20 protein-coding genes are annotated in these 20,079 nt (G+C 67.2%); 13 read left to right on the top strand and 7 right to left on the bottom strand.

Going from position 1 to position 20,079, the window contains the following annotated elements:
• The first annotated feature begins 305 nt into the window (after nucleotides 1-305).
• On the top strand, nucleotides 306-485 hold the full coding sequence (locus FZ983_RS24940; protein WP_149226463.1) for a hypothetical protein: 180 nt from the start codon (nucleotides 306-308) through the stop codon (nucleotides 483-485).
• Between the two features lie 103 nt (nucleotides 486-588).
• Here FZ983_RS24940 and FZ983_RS24935 read toward each other — a convergent pair whose 3' ends face one another.
• From FZ983_RS24935 to FZ983_RS24920, 3 genes are all read right to left on the bottom strand, one after another.
• Nucleotides 589-972 carry a type II toxin-antitoxin system death-on-curing family toxin gene (locus tag FZ983_RS24935; RefSeq protein WP_149226614.1) on the bottom strand — a complete coding sequence of 128 codons (384 nt, stop codon included), beginning with the start codon at nucleotides 970-972 and terminating at the stop codon, nucleotides 589-591.
• Nucleotides 973-976: 4 nt separating this feature from the next.
• Nucleotides 977-1,201, bottom strand: a complete 225-nt coding sequence (locus FZ983_RS24930) for an AbrB/MazE/SpoVT family DNA-binding domain-containing protein (RefSeq protein ID WP_149226612.1) — start codon at nucleotides 1,199-1,201, stop codon at nucleotides 977-979.
• Nucleotides 1,202-1,583: 382 nt separating this feature from the next.
• Nucleotides 1,584-1,826, bottom strand: a complete 243-nt coding sequence (locus tag FZ983_RS24920; protein WP_149226459.1) for a hypothetical protein — start codon at nucleotides 1,824-1,826, stop codon at nucleotides 1,584-1,586.
• On the opposite strand from FZ983_RS24920, the gene FZ983_RS24915 reads away from it, so the two are divergent.
• Both FZ983_RS24915 and FZ983_RS24910 read left to right on the top strand, forming a co-directional pair.
• Nucleotides 1,816-2,472, top strand: a complete 657-nt coding sequence (locus tag FZ983_RS24915) for a tyrosine-type recombinase/integrase (RefSeq protein ID WP_188092501.1) — start codon at nucleotides 1,816-1,818, stop codon at nucleotides 2,470-2,472. The two genes, FZ983_RS24920 and FZ983_RS24915, sit on opposite strands and share 11 nt — an antisense overlap.
• Nucleotides 2,473-2,711: 239 nt before the next feature.
• Nucleotides 2,712-3,857, top strand: coding sequence for an FAD-binding oxidoreductase (locus tag FZ983_RS24910; RefSeq protein WP_149226455.1), 1,146 nt, complete (start codon nucleotides 2,712-2,714; stop codon nucleotides 3,855-3,857).
• A gap of 18 nt (nucleotides 3,858-3,875) precedes the next feature.
• On the opposite strand, the gene FZ983_RS24905 is transcribed toward FZ983_RS24910, so the two are convergent.
• On the bottom strand, nucleotides 3,876-4,865 hold the full coding sequence (locus tag FZ983_RS24905) for a DMT family transporter (protein ID WP_149226453.1): 990 nt from the start codon (nucleotides 4,863-4,865) through the stop codon (nucleotides 3,876-3,878).
• 52 nt (nucleotides 4,866-4,917) lie between these two features.
• On the bottom strand, nucleotides 4,918-5,841 hold the full coding sequence (locus FZ983_RS24900) for a GNAT family N-acetyltransferase (RefSeq protein ID WP_188092500.1): 924 nt from the start codon (nucleotides 5,839-5,841) through the stop codon (nucleotides 4,918-4,920).
• Between the two features lie 306 nt (nucleotides 5,842-6,147).
• On the opposite strand from FZ983_RS24900, the gene argE reads away from it, so the two are divergent.
• The 6 genes from argE to FZ983_RS24870 are packed head-to-tail and all read left to right on the top strand — an operon-like array spanning nucleotide 6,148 to nucleotide 12,734.
• Entirely contained in the window at nucleotides 6,148-7,272 is a 1,125-nt protein-coding gene (argE, locus tag FZ983_RS24895) for an acetylornithine deacetylase (protein WP_149226451.1), read from the top strand.
• Nucleotides 7,273-7,329: 57 nt separating this feature from the next.
• Complete coding sequence (locus FZ983_RS24890; protein ID WP_149226449.1) at nucleotides 7,330-8,253, top strand: glyoxylate/hydroxypyruvate reductase A; 924 nt, start codon at nucleotides 7,330-7,332, stop codon at nucleotides 8,251-8,253.
• A 56-nt stretch (nucleotides 8,254-8,309) separates the two neighbouring features.
• The gene (locus FZ983_RS24885) at nucleotides 8,310-8,663 is read left to right on the top strand and encodes a cupin domain-containing protein (RefSeq protein WP_149226447.1); all 354 of its coding nucleotides are present in this window, start codon (nucleotides 8,310-8,312) and stop codon (nucleotides 8,661-8,663) included.
• 9 nt (nucleotides 8,664-8,672) lie between these two features.
• Nucleotides 8,673-10,148 (top strand): aldehyde dehydrogenase family protein, encoded by a 1,476-nt coding sequence (locus tag FZ983_RS24880; protein ID WP_149226445.1) that lies wholly within the window; start codon nucleotides 8,673-8,675, stop codon nucleotides 10,146-10,148.
• A gap of 38 nt (nucleotides 10,149-10,186) precedes the next feature.
• Nucleotides 10,187-11,230, top strand: a complete 1,044-nt coding sequence (locus FZ983_RS24875; protein ID WP_149226443.1) for a tartrate dehydrogenase — start codon at nucleotides 10,187-10,189, stop codon at nucleotides 11,228-11,230.
• 43 nt (nucleotides 11,231-11,273) lie between these two features.
• Complete coding sequence (locus FZ983_RS24870; RefSeq protein WP_149226441.1) at nucleotides 11,274-12,734, top strand: NAD-dependent succinate-semialdehyde dehydrogenase; 1,461 nt, start codon at nucleotides 11,274-11,276, stop codon at nucleotides 12,732-12,734.
• Between the two features lie 67 nt (nucleotides 12,735-12,801).
• Here FZ983_RS24870 and FZ983_RS24865 read toward each other — a convergent pair whose 3' ends face one another.
• Together FZ983_RS24865 and FZ983_RS24860 are read right to left on the bottom strand one after the other, a co-directional pair.
• On the bottom strand, nucleotides 12,802-14,076 hold the full coding sequence (locus FZ983_RS24865; protein WP_149226439.1) for an FAD-binding oxidoreductase: 1,275 nt from the start codon (nucleotides 14,074-14,076) through the stop codon (nucleotides 12,802-12,804).
• Between the two features lie 45 nt (nucleotides 14,077-14,121).
• Nucleotides 14,122-14,790 carry a haloacid dehalogenase type II gene (locus tag FZ983_RS24860; protein ID WP_149226437.1) on the bottom strand — a complete coding sequence of 223 codons (669 nt, stop codon included), beginning with the start codon at nucleotides 14,788-14,790 and terminating at the stop codon, nucleotides 14,122-14,124.
• A gap of 353 nt (nucleotides 14,791-15,143) precedes the next feature.
• Between FZ983_RS24860 and FZ983_RS24855 the strand changes: the two genes are divergently transcribed.
• From FZ983_RS24855 to FZ983_RS24840, 4 genes are all read left to right on the top strand, one after another.
• Nucleotides 15,144-16,013, top strand: coding sequence for a GNAT family N-acetyltransferase (locus FZ983_RS24855; protein ID WP_149226435.1), 870 nt, complete (start codon nucleotides 15,144-15,146; stop codon nucleotides 16,011-16,013).
• Between the two features lie 13 nt (nucleotides 16,014-16,026).
• Complete coding sequence (locus FZ983_RS24850) at nucleotides 16,027-17,403, top strand: aspartate aminotransferase family protein (protein WP_149226433.1); 1,377 nt, start codon at nucleotides 16,027-16,029, stop codon at nucleotides 17,401-17,403.
• A gap of 249 nt (nucleotides 17,404-17,652) precedes the next feature.
• Nucleotides 17,653-18,384 carry an HAD-IA family hydrolase gene (locus FZ983_RS24845; protein WP_149226431.1) on the top strand — a complete coding sequence of 244 codons (732 nt, stop codon included), beginning with the start codon at nucleotides 17,653-17,655 and terminating at the stop codon, nucleotides 18,382-18,384.
• A gap of 65 nt (nucleotides 18,385-18,449) precedes the next feature.
• Nucleotides 18,450-20,057, top strand: coding sequence for an ABC transporter substrate-binding protein (locus FZ983_RS24840; RefSeq protein WP_149226429.1), 1,608 nt, complete (start codon nucleotides 18,450-18,452; stop codon nucleotides 20,055-20,057).
• Nucleotides 20,058-20,079: the final 22 nt, after the last annotated feature.

Here is a 20,079-nt window from a genome sequence, read left to right as displayed (position 1 = left end):
CAGAGGCATAAGGCGGACTTATGCCCCAAATTCGGTTAGTTTCCAGCAAAATCAATGCGTTGGATGGATTGCCATATACCAAATTGCGCGAAAGCAAGCGATGACATATCATACACTTGCGAGGCGATATCGAATGCCCGGGTGGCGAGAATGGACAGAAGCGCCGTCATCGCTTGCCCCATCAAATTTTTCCGAGAGATTTGTTTCGACGGCGCGGCCAGCGGGAGGCAAGCCGAGGCCCTGCCCGCAATTTTTCAAATTTCCTGCGCCTAGAAATTTGGGAAGAATTTAGGAAAGCGGTCCAAATGGTCCGCCTTCTCCGCTTCGTCGGCGACTGCATCTGCTCCATAATCGGGATGCGGACGGGGTGGCAAACCGCCACCACCGCCGCTTCACAGAAGGAAGGCAAGAGGATGAAAGAGTTCCTCTCTTGCCTGATCCTGGTGTTGGAGATCATCAAGCGGTTGCTTGACCTCCTACACTGAGACCGGGCGGGCGTGCCGGGGGTCGCATCCTCGGCACGCCTTCCCCGAAAATAGTCCTCGGAGGACTATTTATCAAAGCGATTCGCTGCATGCAGCGCCCTGGTCAGGTCGGGCCGATGTTCGCGCGAAGCCAGCCGGCCAAGTCAGCCTCGCTCAAAGCCCCTTCGGCCAGGGCTAGAAAGGTGACGACGCACGAGGCGTCGTCGGCCAGCAGCGCATAGCCGTTCAGGTCAAGAAAAAGCTCGGCGACGACTAGGGCCGTGCGCTTATTGCCATCCACGAACGGATGATTGCGGGCGATGCCGTATGCGTATGACGCCGCCAAGTCGGCAGCGTCAGGCCCCCCGTAGGCCGCCGCATTTTGCGGCCTCGCCAGGGCCGACTCCAGCAGCCCCGCATCCCGGATCCCCGATGGGCCTCCATGCTCCGCAAGCTGCTCGTCGTGAATGGCTTTCACCACATGAGCAGATACCCATACCCACGGCATGACATCACCTCGCCAGCTCCCGAAGCGCATTCCTGCGCTTCTTGGTGATACGGCGGGCGGCGGCCATCTGCTGTTCGAAGTCCGGATCGTATGGGGTGATTCTGTACCCGTCCGGCGTCTCCGTCAGATAGACGACGTCGCCCTTCTCAACATTCAGCTTCGACAGGGTCTCCTTCGGCAGGACGAGACCCACTGAGTTCCCGATAGACGTGAGTTTGAGCGCAACCATAGAAACCCCCTCGGGCTTTCCATTCATCACAAAGACCATGCGGCCTTCCCTGAGAAGGCCAGAGTTATAACCACCGTTATAACTTACTCGGCGATCCGCCGCATGTCAACGCCCCTCCCCTACCGCGCGCGATGGTGGTAGATCTGTGCCGCTCTGGCGTGGGGGGGGGGATAGAGTGGGCAGCTTCAGCATCTGGCATTCAATCATTGTTCTGTTAATTTTCGCGCTGTTCTCAATGATCTGGGTGGTTCCCTTTTGGCGCCTTTTTCGCCGAACGGGCATTCCACCCATGCTCTCGATCTTGGCGGCGATCCCTTTCGTGGCGGTTATCTATCTGTGGGTGGTCGCATTCAAGAAATGGCCTTCCGATGCATAACCCTCCCTAATTCCCATACTTCTCCTTCTCCAAATCCTTGGTCTCGGCCGCCAGCTTGTTCCGCTCGTCGTACAGGGCGTCCAACTGGACGCGCTTTTCATGGGCACTCAGGCTCGTATCGCCCAGCACGTCCATGATCTCCTTGCGGATGTTGCCGAGTTGCTTGGCGGTCGACGAGAAGCCGGCGGCGACCTGATCGTGCCCGTTCTTGCCGACGCCACCGAAGGCCCAGGAATTCTTGTCGCGCAACCGCCCCGTAGCCCGCGTTGGTGACGGCGCCGCTGATCACGTTGGACAGCGTGCTGCCCATGCCCAGGCTATCGGTAACGCTCTTGACCGCGTCACGCTGGAAGATTTCCGCGCCATCCATGCTGCGGCGCTTGAGCACCATCCCGCTTGGCTGGCGCGGGCGATGGAGTTGGCGCTGGTGACCGGGCAGCGGCGGGAGGATATCCGCCGGATCGGGCCGCGGGATATCCGCGATGGACGGCTTTGGATCGTCCAGGGCAAGACCGGCGCCAAAATCTGCATCCCGCTGGCGTTGCGGCTGGAGGTCGTCGGCTGGTCGCTGGGTGATGTGATCGCTCGGTGTGACGACGGGCTGCCAAGCGAGACCTTCGTCCATCACGCCGCCGCCCGCAACGGCACGAAGGCCGGCGCCGCAGTTTGGCTGAACACCATCTCCAGCGCTTTCGCCGCCGCGCGGGACCGAGCCGGCATCATCGGAGCGGCGGGAAAGACGCCGCCGACTTTCCATGAACTGCGGTCCCTGGCTGCCCGCCTGTATGCTCAGCAGGGCACCGATGCGCAGGCGCTGCTGGGTCACAAGTCGCCTGAGATGACGGCGGTCTATCGGGATGCGCGCGGCGCCGAATGGGTGGAGGTCGGGGCCTGAACGAGGCGCGGCTGTCGAATGGATTTCGGGAAAATTGCGAATTGCCCCGGTACGCAGTTGATTTTCCAACGCTTTTCCGCGGCGAACATAAGGCGGACTTATGCCTGCGGGCTTCTGATGGCCCGATCCATAGCCCGGCCTTATGGGACCATGCCCAACCCGTCTTTGACCCGCCCGTCCGTCCTGGGCAGCCTGCCCGATGGGGCGGAGCCGCGTCCGCCCGCATGTGGGAGAGGTCGATGAAGGTTATCGTGCTGGGCGGCGGGTTGATGGGATCGGCCGCCGCCTTTTTCCTGGCCCGGCGCGGCATGAGCGTCACTCTGCTGGAACGCAACCGCGTCGGCTCGGGCGCCACGGTGGCGTCCTTCGGCAATATCCGCCGCAGCGGGCGCTATCTGCCGCAGCTGCCGCTCGCCCACCGCTCGCGGGCGCTGTGGGGCGAGGCGGAGCGGCTGCTGGGCCGGGATGTGGAGTTCCGCGCCACCGGCCACCTGCGGCTGGTGTTCGACGAGTATGGGCTGGCCGACATGCGCCGCTACGTCGCCAACGCGCGGCCCTGGGGATTGGAGCTTGAGGAGTTGACGCCGCCGGAAATCCGCCGCCGTTTCCCGGGGCTGGGGCCGGGCGCCATCGCCGCGTCCTTCTCTCCCCAGGATGGCAGCGGCAATCCGCGCCTGATCGCCCCCGCCTTCGCCGATGCCGCCCGCCGCCTGGGCGCCGAGATCGTCGAGGATTGCGGACCGGTGGAGGTGTCGGCGACCGGTTCAGGATTCGAGGCGGTGACGCAGCGGGGCCGCTTCACCGCCGACTGCCTGCTGAACACTGCCGGCGCCTGGGGGGCACGCGTCGCCGCCGGCTTCGGCGAGCCTGTGCCGATGTCGGCGTACGGGCCGCAGATGGGCGTCACGGAACCTCTGCCGCACAGGATCCTGCCGGTGGTGGGCATGTGGTCGCGCGCGGGCGGGGACGGCTATCTGCGTCAGGTGGAGCGCGGCAACATCGTCTTCGGCGGCGCGGCGGAGCGTGTGGCGGTTCCGCTCGACCCCGGTCACGCCAGGGCGGACCCGGCGCGGCTGCCCGGCCAATTGCGGGGGCTGGTCCGGCTGCTGCCGGCCATCGCCGACGTCACGGTGATCCGCACCTGGTCGGGCTGCGAGGGCTATGTCGCCGACAAGCTGCCGGTGATGGGACCGTCGGCGACGACTCCGGGACTGTTCCACGCCTTCGGCTTCAGCGGCCACGGCTTCCAGCTCGGCCCCGGCGTCGGCGACGTGATGGCGGAGATCATCGCCACCGGGCGCACCGGCACGCCGCTGCATGATTTCCGCATCGACCGCTTCCAGACCGCCGGCCAGCCGGTCGGCCTGGAAGCGGGACTGTCCTGACCGAGCCGCCGCGGCCCGCTAATTTGCGGGTCGCAGCGCTTCGGACCGGGCGCCGAACCTGCCGGCCAGAGGCACAACCAGCGCCGAGGCGGCGATGACGAAGGCGCCGGCAAGGCTGACCGGAGACGGCAGCAGGCCGAAGATCAGCGCGTCGAGCATCAGCGCCCACAGCATCGCCGTGTAGTCGAACGGCGCCTGGGTGGAGACCGGCGCGCGGGCCATCGCCTCGGTCATGGTGATGTGCGCCAGCCCGCCGGAAATGCCTGCGCCGACGAGGTAAGCGAAGGAAAGGCCCGTCGGGGTGATCCAGCCGAACGGCCAGCTTGCCAGACCGCCGAGCGCACAGAGGAGGGCGAAATAGAAGGCGATGGTGCCCGGCGCCTCGGTCGCGGTCAGCGTCTTGATCTGGACCCGCCCGGCAGCGGTCGCGACGGCCATGGCCAGCCCGGCCGCCACCCCGATGATGGTGTCATGGTCCAGCCTCGGCCCGTCGAAGGCGGGGGCGAGCATCAGGACCACCCCGGCGAAGCCGGCCAGCGCCGCACCGATGGCGACGGGGCCCGGCCGTTCCCGCAGGAATAGCATGGCGGCCGGCACCGCAAGCAGCGGAGCCAGAAATCCCAGCGCGGTCGCCAGCGCCAGCGGCAGATAGGCCAGCGAAATGAAGGACAGCACCATCGCCGCGCCGCCATACAGGTTGCGCTTCATATGTCCGACCGGCTGCCGCGTCTTCAGGGCCGAGGGGAATTGCCGGCGCCACATCAGATAGGCGATGATCGGCGGCAGGGCGAAGGCGCTGCGGTAGAAGACGATTTGTCCGATCGGCGCCTCGACGGTGGCCAGCCGGACGAACAGCGACATCACCACGAACAGCCCGGCCGACACCAGCCGAAGCAGCACCCCGCCACGGTTGTCGGAGGGGGAGGGAGGAGGAGTTGGTTCGGGGACGGGTTCGGGGACGGGTTCGGCGTGAGAGCCGGCGGAGGGGTCCGGCGTCTGTCCCGGCATGATCGGCGAATCCTTGTTCGTGAAGCCGACTTTTCAAGAAGCCGGTGGCGGCTCAACCCAGGGCCTGGGTGGCGAGTGCGAAGGTGATGGGGCGGTCCGGTCCGCGTGTCGCCGGATCGGTCAGCGGCGCCCCCAGGGACATGGTCAGGACCGTGTCCTTGATCCGCATGCCCGACCGGGCGACGAACAACGGGAAGATTCCTTCGTCCAGATGGGTGTCCAGACGCAGGAAACGGCCGTCATGCTCGTCCACATGGGGCCGGACCACGGCGACGGCGTCCTCGTCCAGCCCGGCGACCACCGGACCGACGACATGGCCGCGGCCGAAGGGACGGCAGAGGGCGAAAGCGACCAGTGTGCCGTCCCGCTCCAGCCCATAGCCGACCGATTGCTCGAACAGCCGCGCGATCAGCCCGGCGCGCGAGGTTCCGAAGGCGCGCTCGTCCAGTGCCGTCACCGCCGCCAGATCCGCCGCCGCCAGCCGCCGCACCGGTTCCGCGGAGGGGGGCTGGTCGCTGCGACGCGCCTCGCCCTGGCACTGGAACACGGTCCGGTGGCCGATGAAGCCGAGAGAGCGGTAGAGCGCCAGCGCCGCACGGGTGGCGTTGAGCCGGTAGCTCCGCCCCGCCGTCGCCGACAGCACCCGCTTCATCAGCCATTCGCCGACGCCCAGCGATTGCAGCCGGGGCGAGGTGATGACCATGCCGATGGTCGCGAATTCGTCGCCGTGGGGAAACCACATCGCCGACGCCAGGACGCGATCGATCTCGTCCAGCGCGACGAAACCGTGGCCGACCTCGCGCGCGAACTGCCAATCCTCCGCACGATGCGGCCAGCCGACCGAAATCGACAGCGCCTGCAAGCGTTCCAGGTCGATGTCGGCGACGTCGGCCATCCGCACGTCGAAGGCGTCGACCGTCAGGGAGGGCGGTAACGCACCGTCCCCCGCTCCATCCGCATGCCCGCGTTCGCTCAAAGCTGCCTCCTCCCCGGAGTTTCTATTGCGTGAGGCGGTGCCCCTAAGGGTCAACCGAAATGCCTGAGCCACCAACCGCTCCCCGAGATTACCGGGGCAACCACCGCACAAATCACCGCAAAGCGTCGGGCCGGCACAACAATCATCCAAATCGCCCGTGCATTCAGCATGGAATGGAGCGGGCACCGGCTAAGATCGTGAGGGCCGCAGCCGCCAGGGCCGCCGCCCCTTTCCACACAAATCGAAACCGCAACGACCGCCTGTACCCGCAGCAAAGGGCACGGCATGGGACAAGGTGAGGCCGTCATGACCGTGATCGACATCCTGAAGGATCTGATCGCCTTTCCCTCCGTGGTCGGAACCCCCAACCGCGACATCGTCGACGGGATTCGCGGCATTCTGGAGGCTGCGGGGGCGCGCGTCCGGGTGCTGCCGGGACCGGAGGGCGACCGGTTCAACCTGTTCGCCACCATCGGTCCGGCGATGGTTCCGGGCTATGTCCTGTCCGGTCACATGGACGTGGTGCCGGCCACCGAACCCGAATGGAGCGGCGATCCGTTCCGGCTGCGTATCGACGGCAACCGGCTTTACGGACGCGGCACCTCGGACATGAAGGGCTTCATCGCCGCGGCGCTGGCGGCCCTGCCGGCCCTGACCGCCGCCCCGCTCGCCCGGCCGATCCATCTGGCCTTCACCTATGACGAGGAGGCAGGCTGCCAGGGCGCGCCGCATCTTCTGCCGCATCTGCCCACCCTGTGCGCCCCGCCGCTGGGCGTCATCGTAGGGGAACCGAGCGGCCTGCGCGCCGTCCGCGCCCACAAGGGCAAGGCGGCGGCCCGGCTGACCGTGCGCGGACGCTCCGGCCATTCCTCCCGCCCCGACCGGGGCCTGAACGCCATCCACGCCATGGCCGACGCGCTGACCGCCGCCGTCGCCCAGGCCGACCGCCTGACGCAGGGGCCGTGGGATTCGGCCTTCGAGCCGCCCTATTCCTCGCTTCAGGTCGGCACCATCCAGGGCGGGCTTGCGGTGAACGTCATCCCCGACGCCTGCACCGCCGAGTTCGAAGCCCGTGCCATCGCCGGGATCGATCCCGCAACCCTGCTGGAGCCGGTGCGCGAGGCGGCGTTGCGGCTGGAGGAGCGCGGCTTCGCCGTGGACTGGTCGCAGACCGGCGCCTATCCCGCCCTGTTTCTCGCCGCCCGCACGCCGCTGGCCCGCCTGCTGGAGGAGTTGACCGGACAGGAACCGCTGGCCGCCGTCAGCTATGGCACGGAAGCCGGACTGTACCAGTCCGCCGGAATGGACGCGATCATCTGCGGCCCCGGCGACATCGCGCGGGCGCACCGCCCCAACGAATACATCCTCGTCGAGGAACTGAATGCCTGTCAGTCGATGATCGAGGCGCTGGGCCGGCGCTGCCGCCTCTGAAGCGCCGATGCGCATCGCCAAAGGGACGCCCCCAAGGAACACCCCCAGGGAACATCCATGACCTTCCTGTTCAATTCGGACGCCGTGCGCGGCGCTGTCTTCGCCAAGGCCTTCGCCGGCGAGCTGCCCGACCTGCCCTTTTCGATGGATCCGGCCACCGTCGATCCCGATGCGGTCCGCTACCTGATCACCTGGACCATCCCGCAGGACCTCGCCCGCTACCGCAATCTGGAGATGGTTTTTTCCATCGGGGCCGGGGTCGACCAGTTCACCATGACCGCCCTGCCCGATCATGTGAAGGTCGTGCGCATGGTGGAGGACGGCATCGTCCGCATGATGCAGGAATACGCCACTCTGGCGGTGCTGACCCTGCATCGCCAGATGCCGGCCTATCGCACCCAGCAGGCGGACCACGTCTGGCGGCCCCTGCATCAGCCGCAAGCGGCAGAGCGGCGGGTCGGCGTGCTGGGGCTGGGCGTGCTGGGTCAGGCGGTGCTGGACCGGCTGAAGCCCTTCGGCTTTCCGCTGTCGGGCTGGAGCCGCTCGCCCCGCCGGCTTGACGACGTGACCTGTTACCATGGCGCGGACGGCCTCGACGCGATGCTGGCCGAAACCGACATCCTGATCGTCCTGCTGCCGCTGACCCACGACACCCGCGGCTTCCTCGACGCACGGCTGCTCGCCAAGCTGCCCAAGGGGGCCGCACTGGTCCATACCGGGCGCGGTCCGCAGTTGGACCACGCCGCCCTGCTGGATGCGCTCGATACGGGCCACCTGTCCGCCGCGATGGTCGATGTGACCGACCCGGAGCCGCTGCCGCCCGATCATCCCTTCTGGGCTCACCCGAAGATCGTGCTGACCCCGCATGTCGCCAGCATCACCCAGCCGGACAGCGCCGCGCGGGCCGTCATCACCAACCTCCGCCGGCATTTCGCCGGACAGGACCCGGTCGGGCTCATCGACCGGAGGCGCGGATACTGACGCCGCGCCCGACCTCTTCCCCCGCGGTGCAGCCGCTCGAAACAAGGAATCCCCCCATGGCTCTGCTCAAGACCATCGATCCCGCCCCGACCTTCGCCCCGCGCGAGTCCACTCCGATGCCGGAACGGCTGATCGCCGGGGCGCCCGCCTTCAAGACCTGGGCGCAGGACGCCGCCAAGGACGACACCGTCAAGACCGGGGTCTGGGAGGCCACGCCGGGCGAAACCCGCTCGATCAAGGGCGAGACCTTCGAGTTCTGCCACATCCTGGCCGGCGTCATCGAGATCACGCCGGACGGCGGCGAGCCGGTGGTCTACCGGGCGGGCGACAGCTTCGTCATGAAGCCGGGCTTCACCGGCGTGTGGAAGACCATCGAGACGGCCCGCAAGATCTACCTCACCGTCAGCTGAGGGTGCGTCATGAGCCTGTCCTTCGATCCGGACCGCCTGCCGCTGCCCATCGGCCACTTCATCGGCGACCGCCTGATCACAGCGAGGGGTGAGATGGGCGAAGGACTGCCCATGCATCGCCCGTCGGACGGCCGGGCCTATGCCGACTGCCCGGTGGCCTCGTCAGACCTCGTCGACGAGGCGGTCGCCACCGCCCACGCCGCTCTGAAATCCAGCAACTGGGGCGGCGTGCGCCCGCGGGAGCGCACCGCCGTGCTGCAGCGCTGGGCCGCGCTGATCGAGGAGGAGGCGGAAACCCTGGCGAAGGTGGAGGCGCTGTCCTCCACCCGCCCGGTCGGCCAGCTGGTCGCCGGCGATGTCGCGGTGACCGCCGAGCAGATCCGCTTCTTCGCAGAGTTCGCCGACAAGGAGGGCGGCGACCTCGCCCCCACCGACGACGGCAGCCTCGGCATGGTGATGACGGAGCCCTACGGCGTCGTCGGCGCCATCACGCCGTGGAACTTCCCGCTGTCGATGGCGGGCTGGAAGCTCGGCCCGGCGCTGGCCGCCGGCAACGCGGTGGTGCTGAAGCCGTCGGAGATGACGCCCTTTTCCACTGTCCTGCTGGCGCAGCTGGCGGTGAAGGCGGGGCTGCCCGCCGGTCTCATCAACATCGTCCAGGGCGACGGCCCGACCACCGGCGCCGCCATCACCCGCCATCCCGGCATCGCCAAGGTCAGCTTCACCGGTTCGACGGCGGCCGGATCGGCGATCATGGCCGACATCGCCCGCAGCGGCGTAAAGCCGATGACGCTGGAGCTGGGCGGCAAGAGCCCGCAAATCGTCTTCGCCGACGCCGACCTGGAGAAGGCCGCCGCCGCCATCGCCACCAGCGTGCTGTCCAACGCCGGACAGGCCTGCGTCGCCGGCTCGCGCCTGTTGGTTGAAAGATCGGTGGCCGAACCCTTGATCGAGATGATCCTGAGCCACATGCGCGCCGTTCGCCCCGGCCCGACCTGGGACGAGAAGACGCGCTATTCCCCCATCATCTCCGAACGGCAGCGCGCCCGCATCCATTCCATCGTCTCGGCATCGCTGACCGGGCCGGCGGAGTGCCTGACCGGCGGGGGGCCGATGGAGGGCGAGGGGTATTTCTACGCGCCGACACTGATTGCCGGGGTCGATCAACGCTCCCCCGCCGTGGCGGAGGAGATCTTCGGCCCGGTCCTGACCGTGCAGAGCTTCGACGGCGAGGAGGAGGCGATGGCACTGGCCGACCATCCGACCTACGGGCTTGCCGCCGGCCTCTACACCCGCGACCTGTCGCGCGCAATCCGCCTGACCCGGCGGCTGCAAGCCGGGACGGTGTGGGTCAACCGCTATGGCCGCTCGCGCGATCACATCCTGCCGACCGGCGGCTACAAGCGCTCCGGCATCGGCAAGGATCTGGGGCGCGAGGCCTATCTCGCCAACCGCCGCAGCAAAAGCGTGCTGATCGGGCTGTAACCCGATGAAAGCCGGTACGAACCGATAGGGGACGTTCGATGAAAACCCACAACATTGCGATCATCAAGGGCGACGGCATCGGGCATCCCGTGATCGACGCCGCCTGGGAGGTCCTGCAGGCCGCGGCGAAGCAGTCCGGTTTCGCGCTGAGGGGCACCGAAATGCCCTGGTCCTGCGCGCACTACAAGGAAACCGGCGTCATGATGCCCGCCGACGGCATCGACACGCTGCGCAAGTACGACGCCATCCTGCTGGGTGCCGTCGGCTGGCCGGCGGAGGTGCCGGACGCGGTGTCGCTGCACGGTCTTCTGCTGCCCATCCGCAAGGCGTTCGACCAGTATGCCAACGTCCGCCCGCACCGGCTGCTGCCAGGGGTGGAAGGACCGCTGCGGCGCGGCGGCTTCGACATCCTGTGCATCCGCGAGAACACCGAGGGCGAATATGCCGGCGCCGGCGGGCGCATCCATCAGGGAACGGCGCAGGAGGTGGCGGTGGAGACCGGCATCTTCACCCGCATGGGGGTGGAGCGCATCCTGCGCTTCGCCTTCGCCCAGGCCCGCGCCCGGCGCGGCAAGCTTGCCTCCGTCACCAAGTCGAACGCGCAGAAATATTCGATGGTGTTCTGGGACGAGATCACCCGACAGCTCGCCGCCGAACACCCGGATGTCGAGGTAACGAGCTATCACGTCGACGCCATGGCGGCGCGCATGGTGACGGCGCCGGAAAGCCTGGACGTCGTCGTCGCCTCCAACCTGTTCGGCGACATCCTGACCGACCTGGGCGCCGCGATCCAGGGCGGGCTGGGCTTCGCCGCATCGGCCAACCTCAATCCCGACCGCAAGGCGCCGTCGATGTTCGAGCCGGTCCATGGCTCGGCCCCCGACATCGCCCATCTCGGCATCGCCAATCCCATCGCCGCCATCTGGTCCGGTGCGATGATGCTGGAGCATCTGGGGGAGAAGGCCGCCGCCGACCGTGTGATGGCGGCGCTGGGCGACGCCACCGGCCGCGGCATCGGCACGGTTCCCGGCAAGGACAGGACGGATGCGATCACCGCCGCCGTGCTGTCGGCGCTGTCGTGATGCCTGTCGCCTTGAATTCACCCGAAGCGGAAAACACACAACCATGACCCATCACCTGACGGATTCCTCCCTGTTCCGCGAACGGGGGCTGATCGGCGGGCGCTGGTGCGACGGGTCGGCCGGCCGGACCATCGACGTCCGGAATCCGGCGACCGGCCACGCCCTCGGCAGCGTTCCCGACATGGACGGCACCGACGCCCGCGACGCCATCGCCGCCGCGGCCGAGGCCTACCCCGCCTGGAAGCGGCGCACCCACGCCGACCGCGCCGCCCTGCTGGAGCGCTGGCATGCGCTGATGATCGAAAATTTGGAGGATCTGGCCCGCATCCTGACGCTGGAGCAGGGCAAGCCTCTGGACGAGGCGCGCGGCGAGATCCGCTATGGCGCCTCCTTCGTCAAATGGTTCGCCGAGGAGGCGCGGCGGATCGGCGGCACCACCATCCCCTCCCCCACCCCCGACCGCCGCATCGTCGTTCTGAAGGAGCCGATCGGCGTCTGCGGCATCATCACGCCGTGGAACTTCCCCAACGCCATGATCACCCGCAAGGTGGCCCCGGCGCTGGCCGCCGGCTGCACCGTGGTCATCAAGCCATCGGACTTCACTCCATATTCGGCGCTGGCGCTGGGCGTGCTGGCCGAACGGGCCGGCATCCCGGCCGGCGTGATCAACATCCTGACCGGCCGGCCGGAGGCCATCGGCGAGGAGCTTCTGGCGAACGAGACCGTCCGCAAGATCTCCTTCACCGGCTCCACCCGTGTGGGATCGCTGCTGATGCGCGGGGCCGCCGACGGCATCAAGCGGCTCAGCCTGGAGCTGGGCGGCAACGCGCCCTTCATCGTGTTCGACGACGCCGATCTCGATCAGGCGGTGGAGGGTGTCATCCTCTCCAAATTCCGCAACGGCGGGCAGACCTGCGTCTGCGCCAACCGCATTTTGGTGCAGGCGAACGTCTATGAGGCCTTCCGCGACCGGCTGGTCGCCCGCGTCAACGCCATGCGGGTGGGATCGGGGCTGGAACCGGGGGTCGCCATCGGCCCGATGATCAACGCCGCCGCCGTCGACAAGATAGAGCGCCATGTCGCCGACGCGGTGTCCAAGGGAGCGAGCATCGCGTCTGCCGCCACCGTGACGGTGGCGGGTCCGCAGTTCGTCGCCCCGGTGGTGTTGACCGATGCCACCACCGACATGCTGCTCGCCCATGAGGAGACCTTCGGCCCGGTGGCGCCGCTGTTCCGCTTCGAGACGGAGGAGGAGGCCATCGCGCTCGCCAACGCCACGCCCTTCGGGCTGGCCGCCTATTTCTACACGCAGAACCTTGCGCGGTCCTGGCGTGTGGGGGAAGCGCTGGAGGCCGGCATGGTCGGGCTCAACACCGGCATGATTTCCACCGAGGTCGCCCCCTTCGGCGGCGTCAAGCAGTCCGGCCTGGGCCGCGAAGGGGCGCAGGTGGGGATCGAGGAGTATCTGGAGCTGAAGACCTTCCACATCGGCGGGTTGGGGTGACGCCAAAGGGCAGCGAAAAGCCCGGCGGGAGCGATGCGCTCCCGCCGGGCTTTTTGTTTTCCGACCGTCACTGAATCCGGTCAAGCGCCTTGTAGTACAGCCCGACCAGCGGCAGGAACCAGGGCTTGCCGAAATGGCCGGGGACGGCGGGCCAGGACAGCCCCTTCAGCGGGTTCTTGTCCTCCCGCCCCAGGATCGCGTCGGCCATGGTCATGCCGAGATGGGTGGACAGCTGCGCCCCGTGGCCGGAATAGCCCATGGCGTACCACAGGCCGTCCAGGTAGCCGGCGCGCGGGTAGCGGTCGCTGGTCATGTCCACCAGCCCACCCCAGCAGTAATCGATGTCGATGCCGGCGATCTGCGGGAAGACCCGTGCGAGGCTTGCCCGCAGGATTTCCCCGCTCTTGGCATCGGATTGCTGGTCGGAAGTGGCCGAGAAGCGCGCCCGGCCGCCGAAGATCAGCCGCCGGTCCGGCGACAGGCGGAAGTAGTTGCCGATGTTCATCGACGTAACGTAGGTGCGGTTGCCCGGCACCACCGACGCGATCTCATCGTCGCTCAGCGGCCGGGTGGCGATGATGAAGCTGCCGACGGAGATGATGCGGCGGCGGAAATGGCTGAAATTCGGCGTGGTGTAGGCGCCGGTGGCGACCAGCACCTCCTTGGCGCTGACCGTGCCGCGCGGGGTGGACAGCGTGTGGCGGTCGCCCGAGCGGGTGATGGCGCCGACCGGGGCGTTTTCGACCAGCACCGCGCCGTGCCGCTTGGCCGCATCCGCCAGCCCGATGACGAAGCGGCCCATATGCATCATCGCGCTCTTGCGCGACAGCATCGCGCCGTGGAACGGCGAGCCGACCTCCCCCTTCAGGTCTTCGGCGGTCAGCAGCGCGGTGTCGGGATCGACCTCGCGGTGCACCACCTCGAAGTTGCGGGCGATGGCGTCGAAATGGGCGGGCTTGGAGGCCAGCTTCAGCTTGCCGGCGCGGCGGAAATCGCAGTCGATCCCCTCTTCGGCGATCACCGCCTCCAGCGTGTCGATGGACTGGTCGAAGGCGCGGTAGAGGGCGATGGCGCGCTCCGTCCCCAGGGCGGTCTTGGCGGCGATGAAGCTGTGCGCCAAACCGTTGTTGAGGTGCCCGCCGTTGCGCCCCGACGCCCCGCCGCCGATGCGGCCGCCCTCCAGCACGATCACCCGCGCGCCGGCCTTGGCCAGTTGGCGGGCGGCACCCAGGCCGGTGAAGCCCCCTCCGACGATGGCGACGTCATACTGACCCTCTGCAGCGCCCTCGGCTCCGCCCGAGAAGGCGGGAGCGGTGTCGTGCCAGTAGGAGACGAATTTCATGACCCGGGTCCTTCCCATTACAGCCTGAACCGAAAAATCCGTCCCTTACAGCCCGACCACGCCGGGCAGGCCGGAGATGTCGCGGATCTCGACATAGCCGTAATAGGGGTTGGCCGGTTCGTGGCCGCGGTTGACCCACACCTTGTTGCGGATCCCCAGATCATGCGCCGACATCAGGTCGTACCGGAAGGAGGAGGAGCAGTGCAGGATGTCCTCCGGCCCGCAGCCGAGCATGTCGAACATGTATTCAAAGGCCTGGAAGCGCGGCTTGTAGGCCTGCGCCTGCTCGGCGGTGTAGACGGCGTGGAAGGGCGCGCCCAGCTTCGCCACGTTCGACGGGATCTGGTCGTTCATGGCGTTGGACAGGATGACCAGCGGGATTTCCTTGGCGACCTTGGCAAGCCCGGCCGGCACATCGGCGTGCGGACCCCAGGTGGGAACCCGCTCATAGACCATGCGCGCGTCCTCGTCGCGGAAGACGACGTTGTTGCGCTTGCAGGTGCGCTCCAGCGAATTGTGCACGACCTCGGCGTAGGGCTTCCAGTCACCCATGATCTCGTCGAGACGGTAGGCGGCGAAATTCTTGATGAACTCCGTCATCCGCGCCTCGTCGAGGATCGATCCGTACAGATCGCGTGCGGCTTCGGCCATCTGAAAGTTGATCAGCGTGCCGTGGCAATCGAAGGTGACGTATTTCGGCCGAAACTGGCTCATGGCTGCTTCCTTGATTTGGAGCGCGATGGGAGAGGGCGCGATCGACCCTGCCCCATGATCCTAGCCCTGCCGTGATACCGGGCCTGACCGAATTGCCCGGCGCGAAAGCACAAAGTTCCGTTTCTGTCTCGACGCTCAGCATTTGGTTGGGAGGGGAATGGCGCCGGCGCTCGCCGAACGGGGCCTTAAGGGGGGACGAGCGCCCCATCCGCGGGACCGGCGGCCCCTGCCACGGCATAAGATGCGGCCAGCCACCGAAGCAAAGGTGAAAGATATCGCTGCAGGCGCCGCCTTCGGACAAACGTCCGGGAGCAGTGCGCCCACTCTTGGGTCAGAGGGTGAAAGGACTGCCCATGAGCAAGAATACAGTTCCCAAGAGAACGGCTAACTGTCTGGCTTTCGAGAGCAAATTTCTCAAGGACGCGCTCGCCCTGTCGCGGCAGGCGCAATGGCCGCACCGTCTGGAAGACTGGTCCCTGAACCTTGCGCTCAGCCAGGGGCTGGTCGCCGTGGACGCAGAGTCGGCGAAAGTTGTCGGCACGGTGCTGATGACGCCCTATGGCGAGGATGCGGCCACCATCAACATGGTCATCGTCGATGAAGGCTGGCGCGGGCAGGGCCTTGGCCGCCGCCTGATGGACGAGGCCATGGCGCTGGCCGGAAACCGCCCCCTGCGCCTCGTCGCCACGACCGACGGGCTGCCGCTCTACGAAAAGCTGGGCTTCCGCGAGGTCGGCACCGTCCTTCAGCACCAGGGGGAGGCCGGTCCGATGTTGTTGGTCGCGGCGGAAGACGTCGTCTCCGCCGGCACCGACAGCGCCGCCGCCATCGCCGCCCTGGACCGGCAGGCCTTCGGCGCCGACCGCGGCCTGCTGCTGGAGCGTTTCGCCGAGGTCGGGTCCTTCACGCTGCTGCGACGGAACGGCACTCCCGTCGGATTCGCGGCGTTGCGCGACTTCGGCCGCGGACAGGTCATCGGCCCGGTGGTCGCCCCCGATGCGGACGGCGCCAAGGCTCTGATCGGCCCGATCATCGCCGCAAATCCGGGGAAATTCCTGCGGGTGGACACCACCGCCGACACCGGCCTGGGGCCATGGCTGGCCGATGTCGGTCTGCGCCACGTCGGCGGCGGCATCGCCATGCGCCGCCCCGCTTCGACGGCTGCGCCCCCATCGGCAGCCCCCGTTTCGACTTTTGCGCTCGCCAGCCAGGCACTCGGCTGATCCGGAGAGGACCATGCTCAGCAATTCCCTGATCGAACTCGACCGTGCCCATCTGGTGCATCCCGTCGCCTCCTACCGCGGCCATGAGAAGGCCGGCGTTCGGGTGATCGCCTCCGGCTCGGGGGCGACGATCACCGACACGTCCGGCCACCGGCTGGTGGATGGCTTCGCCGGCCTGTGGTGCGTCAATGCCGGCTACGGCCAGCAGAGCCTCGTCGATGCCGCCACCCGCCAGATGCAAGAACTGCCCTATGCCACCGGCTATTTCGGGCTTGGCAGCGAACCGGCGATCCGGCTGGCGGCGGCGCTCGCCGAACGCGCGCCCGGCGACCTGAACCACGTCTTCTTCACGCTCGGCGGGTCGGACGCGGTGGACAGCACCATCCGCTTCATCCGCTATTACTGGCAGGCCAAGGGCGAGCCGCAGCGCGACCAGTTCATTTCGATCGAACAGGGCTATCACGGCTCCTCCACCGTCGGCGCCGGGCTGACCGCCCTGCCCGCCTTCCATGCCGGCTTCGGCGTTCCCTTCGACTGGCAGCACAAGACTCCGTCGCACTACGCCTACCGCAACCCGGTGGGCGACGATGCGGATGCGATCATCGCCGCTTCGCTCGCCGCACTCGACGCCAAGATCGCCGAGATCGGCGGACCGGAGCGGGTCGCCGCCTTCTATGCCGAACCGATCCAGGGGTCCGGCGGCGTACTGGTGCCCCCCGATGGCTGGATGAAGGCGATGTGCGACCGCTGCCGCAGCCTCGGCATCCTGTTCGTCGCCGACGAGGTCATCACCGGCTTCGGCCGCACCGGCCCGCTGTTCGCCTGCACCGACGACGGCGTGGTCCCCGACCTGATGACCACGGCCAAGGGCCTGACCTCCGGTTACGTACCGATGGGTGCGGTCTTCCTGTCCGACGGGGTTTATGCCACCATCGCGGATGCCGCCGGCAACGCCGCGGTCGGCCATGGCTACACCTATTCCGCCCACCCCGTAAGTGCCGCGGTCGGGTTGGAGGCTCTGCGGCTGTACGAGAACGGATTGCTCGCCAACGGCGTGAAGGCCGGCGCGCGGCTGATGTCCGGGCTCCACGCGCTACGCGATCATCCGCTGGTCGGCGACGTGCGCGGGCGCGGCATGCTGGCCGCCATCGAGCTGGTGGTGGACAAGGACCGCAAGACCCCCCTGCCCGCCGCCGCCGAACCGTCCCGCCGGATTTTCGACCGGGCCTGGACCAACGGTCTGGTGATCCGTGCCTTCGGAAACGGCGTCCTGGGCTATGCCCCGCCGCTCTGCTGCACCGACGACGACATCGACGCGATCATCGAGCGTACGGCCCGCACGCTCGACCAGACGCTGGAGGATCCCGACGTCCGCCGGGCCATGCGATAGACCCAAAAAGGGAAGGCCGCGGAAGAATCTGCGAATACCCGCGTATCCAGCATTTTCTGCTGTCCGGCAACCAAATTCAGAGACCCGCGTCAAACCCATGGACCACACTGGATGGGAAGAAGACCGGGCTTCTGGGCCATCTCCGGAGGGGTCACCTCCAGAAGAACCACGGCGGACGATGCTGCCGAACCTGAAACGCCCCGCCGAACCGAAACGGTTCCCCGCGGTCCTTGATGAGGAGTTGGTGCGTTGCCCAAGAGTCTGCAGAGCTTCAAATATCTGACCTTCGATGTCGTCGGTACCCTGATCGACTTCGAATCCGGCATCAAGGACTGCCTGTCCAAGATCGCGGCGGAGGCCGGAACCACGGTCGACGGCGAGGCGGCGCTGACCCTCTACCGGGAGGCGCGGTATACCGACGCCACCGACCTGTTCCCCGATGATCTGGCGCGCGTCTATTCGGTCATCGCGCCGAAGCTGGGCCTGCCCGCCGGCACTCAGTACGGCGAACGCCTGCGCGATTCCGCGGCGTCCTGGGCCGGCTTCCCCGACAGCAGGGACGCCATGGCGCGTCTGGCCAAGCGGTACAAGCTGATCGCGATGACCAATGCGCGGCGCTGGGCCTTCACCCATTTCTCCCGCGAACTGGGCGATCCCTTCTTTGCCGGCTTCACCGCCGACGATACCGGCGTCGAGAAGCCCGACCCCGCCTTTTTCCATCAGGTGTTCGACTTCGTCGAGCGCGACGGCGGCAGCAAGGACGACATCCTGCACGTCGCCCAGAGCCAGTATCATGACATCGGGGTTTCCCGGCGCCTCGGCATGACCAATTGCTGGATCCAGCGGCGGCATGCCCAGAAGGGCTATGGCGGCACCATCGAGCCCGCCGAGTTCACCGAACCTGATTTCCACTTCCGCTCGATGGCGGAACTGGCCGATGCCGTCGACGCTGCCGATGCACCAAAGACGGCCTCCGCGTAACCGGACCAAACCGGAGCGCGCTGAAAAAGAAACGAACAAACAATCCCGAACAGAGTGAGGCAGACATGACCAAGACGCCTGAAACCTGGACCAGAACCGACGACAGCATGGTCGAAAGCGCCATCCGGCGCGGGGCCAACCGCCGCGACCTGCTGAAGATGCTGCTGGCGGGCGGGGTGTCCCTTGCCGCCGCCGACCTCGTTCTGGGCCGCGCCTCCATGGCGTTGGCCGCCACGCCGGTGAAGGGCGGCGCGCTGAAGGCCGCCGGCTGGTCGGCCTCGACCGCCGACACGCTTGATCCCGCCAAGGCGTCGCTGTCCACCGACTATGTCCGGTGCTGTGCCTTCTACAACCGCCTGACCTTCCTCGACCAAGCCGGCATCCCGCAGATGGAACTGGCCGAGAGCGTGGAGTCGGGCGACGCCAAGACCTGGACGGTCAAGCTCCGCAAGGGTGTCACCTTCCACGACGGCAAGTCGCTGACGGCCGAGGACGTGGTCTTCTCGCTGAAGCGCCACCTCGATCCGGCCGTCGGCTCCAAGGTCGCGAAGATCGCCGCGCAGATGGCGGAGATCAAGGCGGTGGACAAGACCACCGTCGAGATCACGCTGGCCAGCCCCAACGCCGACCTGCCGACCATCCTGTCCATGCATCACTTCATGATCGTGGCCGACGGCACCACCGACTTCTCCAAGGGCAACGGCACCGGCGCCTTCACCTGCAAGAGCTTCGAGCCGGGCGTGCGCTCCATCGGCCTGCGCAACGCCAATTACTGGAAGGGTGGGCCGAACGTCGACTCCTTCGAGTTCTTCGCGATCAGCGACGACAATGCCCGCGTCAATGCGCTGCTGTCCGGCGACATCCACCTGGCCGCCTCGATCAACCCGCGTTCCACGCGGCTGGTCGACGGTCAGAAGGGCTTCGTTTTGTCGAAGACCACCTCGGGCAACTACACCAACCTCAACATCCGCCTGGACATGGAACCGGGCAGCCGCAAAGATTTCGTCGACGGGATGAAATATCTCGTCAACCGCGAGCAGATCGTCAAATCCGCCCTGCGCGGCTTCGGCGAGGTGGGCAACGACCAGCCGGTTTCCCCGGTCAACCCGTACCACAACACGGCGCTGAAACCGAAGGCGCACGACCCGGAAAAGGCGAAGGCCCTGTTCAAGAAGGCTGGCCTGCTGGGACAATCCATCCCGGTGATCACATCGGACGCTGCGTCGTCGGCCATCGACATGGCGATGGTGGTCCAGGCTTCCGCCGCCGAGATCGGCATGAAGCTCGACGTCCAGAGGGTGCCGTCCGATGGCTACTGGAGCAACTACTGGCTGAAGGCTCCGGTCCATTTCGGCAACATCAACCCGCGGCCGACGCCGGACATCCTGTTCTCCCTGCTCTACGCCTCCGAAGCGCCGTGGAACGAGAGCAAGTACAAGTCCGAAAAGTTCGACCGGATGATGCTCGAAGCGCGCGGCATGCTCGACCAGGCCAAGCGCAAGGAGATGTACAACGAGATGCAGGTGATGATCGCCGAAGAGGCGGGCACAATCATCCCCGCCTACATCTCCAACGTGGACGCCATCAGCGACAAACTGAAGGGCCTCGCCCCGAGCCCGCTGGGCGGCATGATGGGCTACGCGTTTGCCGAATATGTCTGGCTGGCGGCCTGATGCGGTGGAGCGTCGGGGCGGT

Source organism: Azospirillum sp. B21 (assembly GCF_008364825.1).
In the GTDB taxonomy this organism is placed as follows: Bacteria; Pseudomonadota; Alphaproteobacteria; order Azospirillales; family Azospirillaceae; genus Azospirillum.
The sequence above is the reverse complement of the archived record's forward strand: the minus strand, read 5'-3'. Positions and strand labels throughout refer to the sequence as shown.

What these genes read in the sequence shown, in the direction of transcription:
- FZ983_RS24940 (WP_149226463.1), top strand. Translation starts at nt 306, where the DNA reads ATGGTCCGCCTTCTCCGCTTCGTCGGCGACTGCATCTGCTCCATAATC.
- FZ983_RS24935 (WP_149226614.1), bottom strand. Translation starts at nt 972, where the DNA reads ATGCCGTGGGTATGGGTATCTGCTCATGTGGTGAAAGCCATTCACGAC.
- FZ983_RS24930 (WP_149226612.1), bottom strand. Translation starts at nt 1,201, where the DNA reads ATGGTTGCGCTCAAACTCACGTCTATCGGGAACTCAGTGGGTCTCGTC.
- FZ983_RS24910 (WP_149226455.1), top strand. Translation starts at nt 2,712, where the DNA reads ATGAAGGTTATCGTGCTGGGCGGCGGGTTGATGGGATCGGCCGCCGCC.
- FZ983_RS24905 (WP_149226453.1), bottom strand. Translation starts at nt 4,865, where the DNA reads ATGCCGGGACAGACGCCGGACCCCTCCGCCGGCTCTCACGCCGAACCC.
- argE (WP_149226451.1), top strand. Translation starts at nt 6,148, where the DNA reads ATGACCGTGATCGACATCCTGAAGGATCTGATCGCCTTTCCCTCCGTG.
- FZ983_RS24890 (WP_149226449.1), top strand. Translation starts at nt 7,330, where the DNA reads ATGACCTTCCTGTTCAATTCGGACGCCGTGCGCGGCGCTGTCTTCGCC.
- FZ983_RS24885 (WP_149226447.1), top strand. Translation starts at nt 8,310, where the DNA reads ATGGCTCTGCTCAAGACCATCGATCCCGCCCCGACCTTCGCCCCGCGC.
- FZ983_RS24880 (WP_149226445.1), top strand. Translation starts at nt 8,673, where the DNA reads ATGAGCCTGTCCTTCGATCCGGACCGCCTGCCGCTGCCCATCGGCCAC.
- FZ983_RS24875 (WP_149226443.1), top strand. Translation starts at nt 10,187, where the DNA reads ATGAAAACCCACAACATTGCGATCATCAAGGGCGACGGCATCGGGCAT.
- FZ983_RS24870 (WP_149226441.1), top strand. Translation starts at nt 11,274, where the DNA reads ATGACCCATCACCTGACGGATTCCTCCCTGTTCCGCGAACGGGGGCTG.
- FZ983_RS24865 (WP_149226439.1), bottom strand. Translation starts at nt 14,076, where the DNA reads ATGAAATTCGTCTCCTACTGGCACGACACCGCTCCCGCCTTCTCGGGC.
- FZ983_RS24860 (WP_149226437.1), bottom strand. Translation starts at nt 14,790, where the DNA reads ATGAGCCAGTTTCGGCCGAAATACGTCACCTTCGATTGCCACGGCACG.
- FZ983_RS24855 (WP_149226435.1), top strand. Translation starts at nt 15,144, where the DNA reads ATGAGCAAGAATACAGTTCCCAAGAGAACGGCTAACTGTCTGGCTTTC.
- FZ983_RS24850 (WP_149226433.1), top strand. Translation starts at nt 16,027, where the DNA reads ATGCTCAGCAATTCCCTGATCGAACTCGACCGTGCCCATCTGGTGCAT.
- FZ983_RS24840 (WP_149226429.1), top strand. Translation starts at nt 18,450, where the DNA reads ATGACCAAGACGCCTGAAACCTGGACCAGAACCGACGACAGCATGGTC.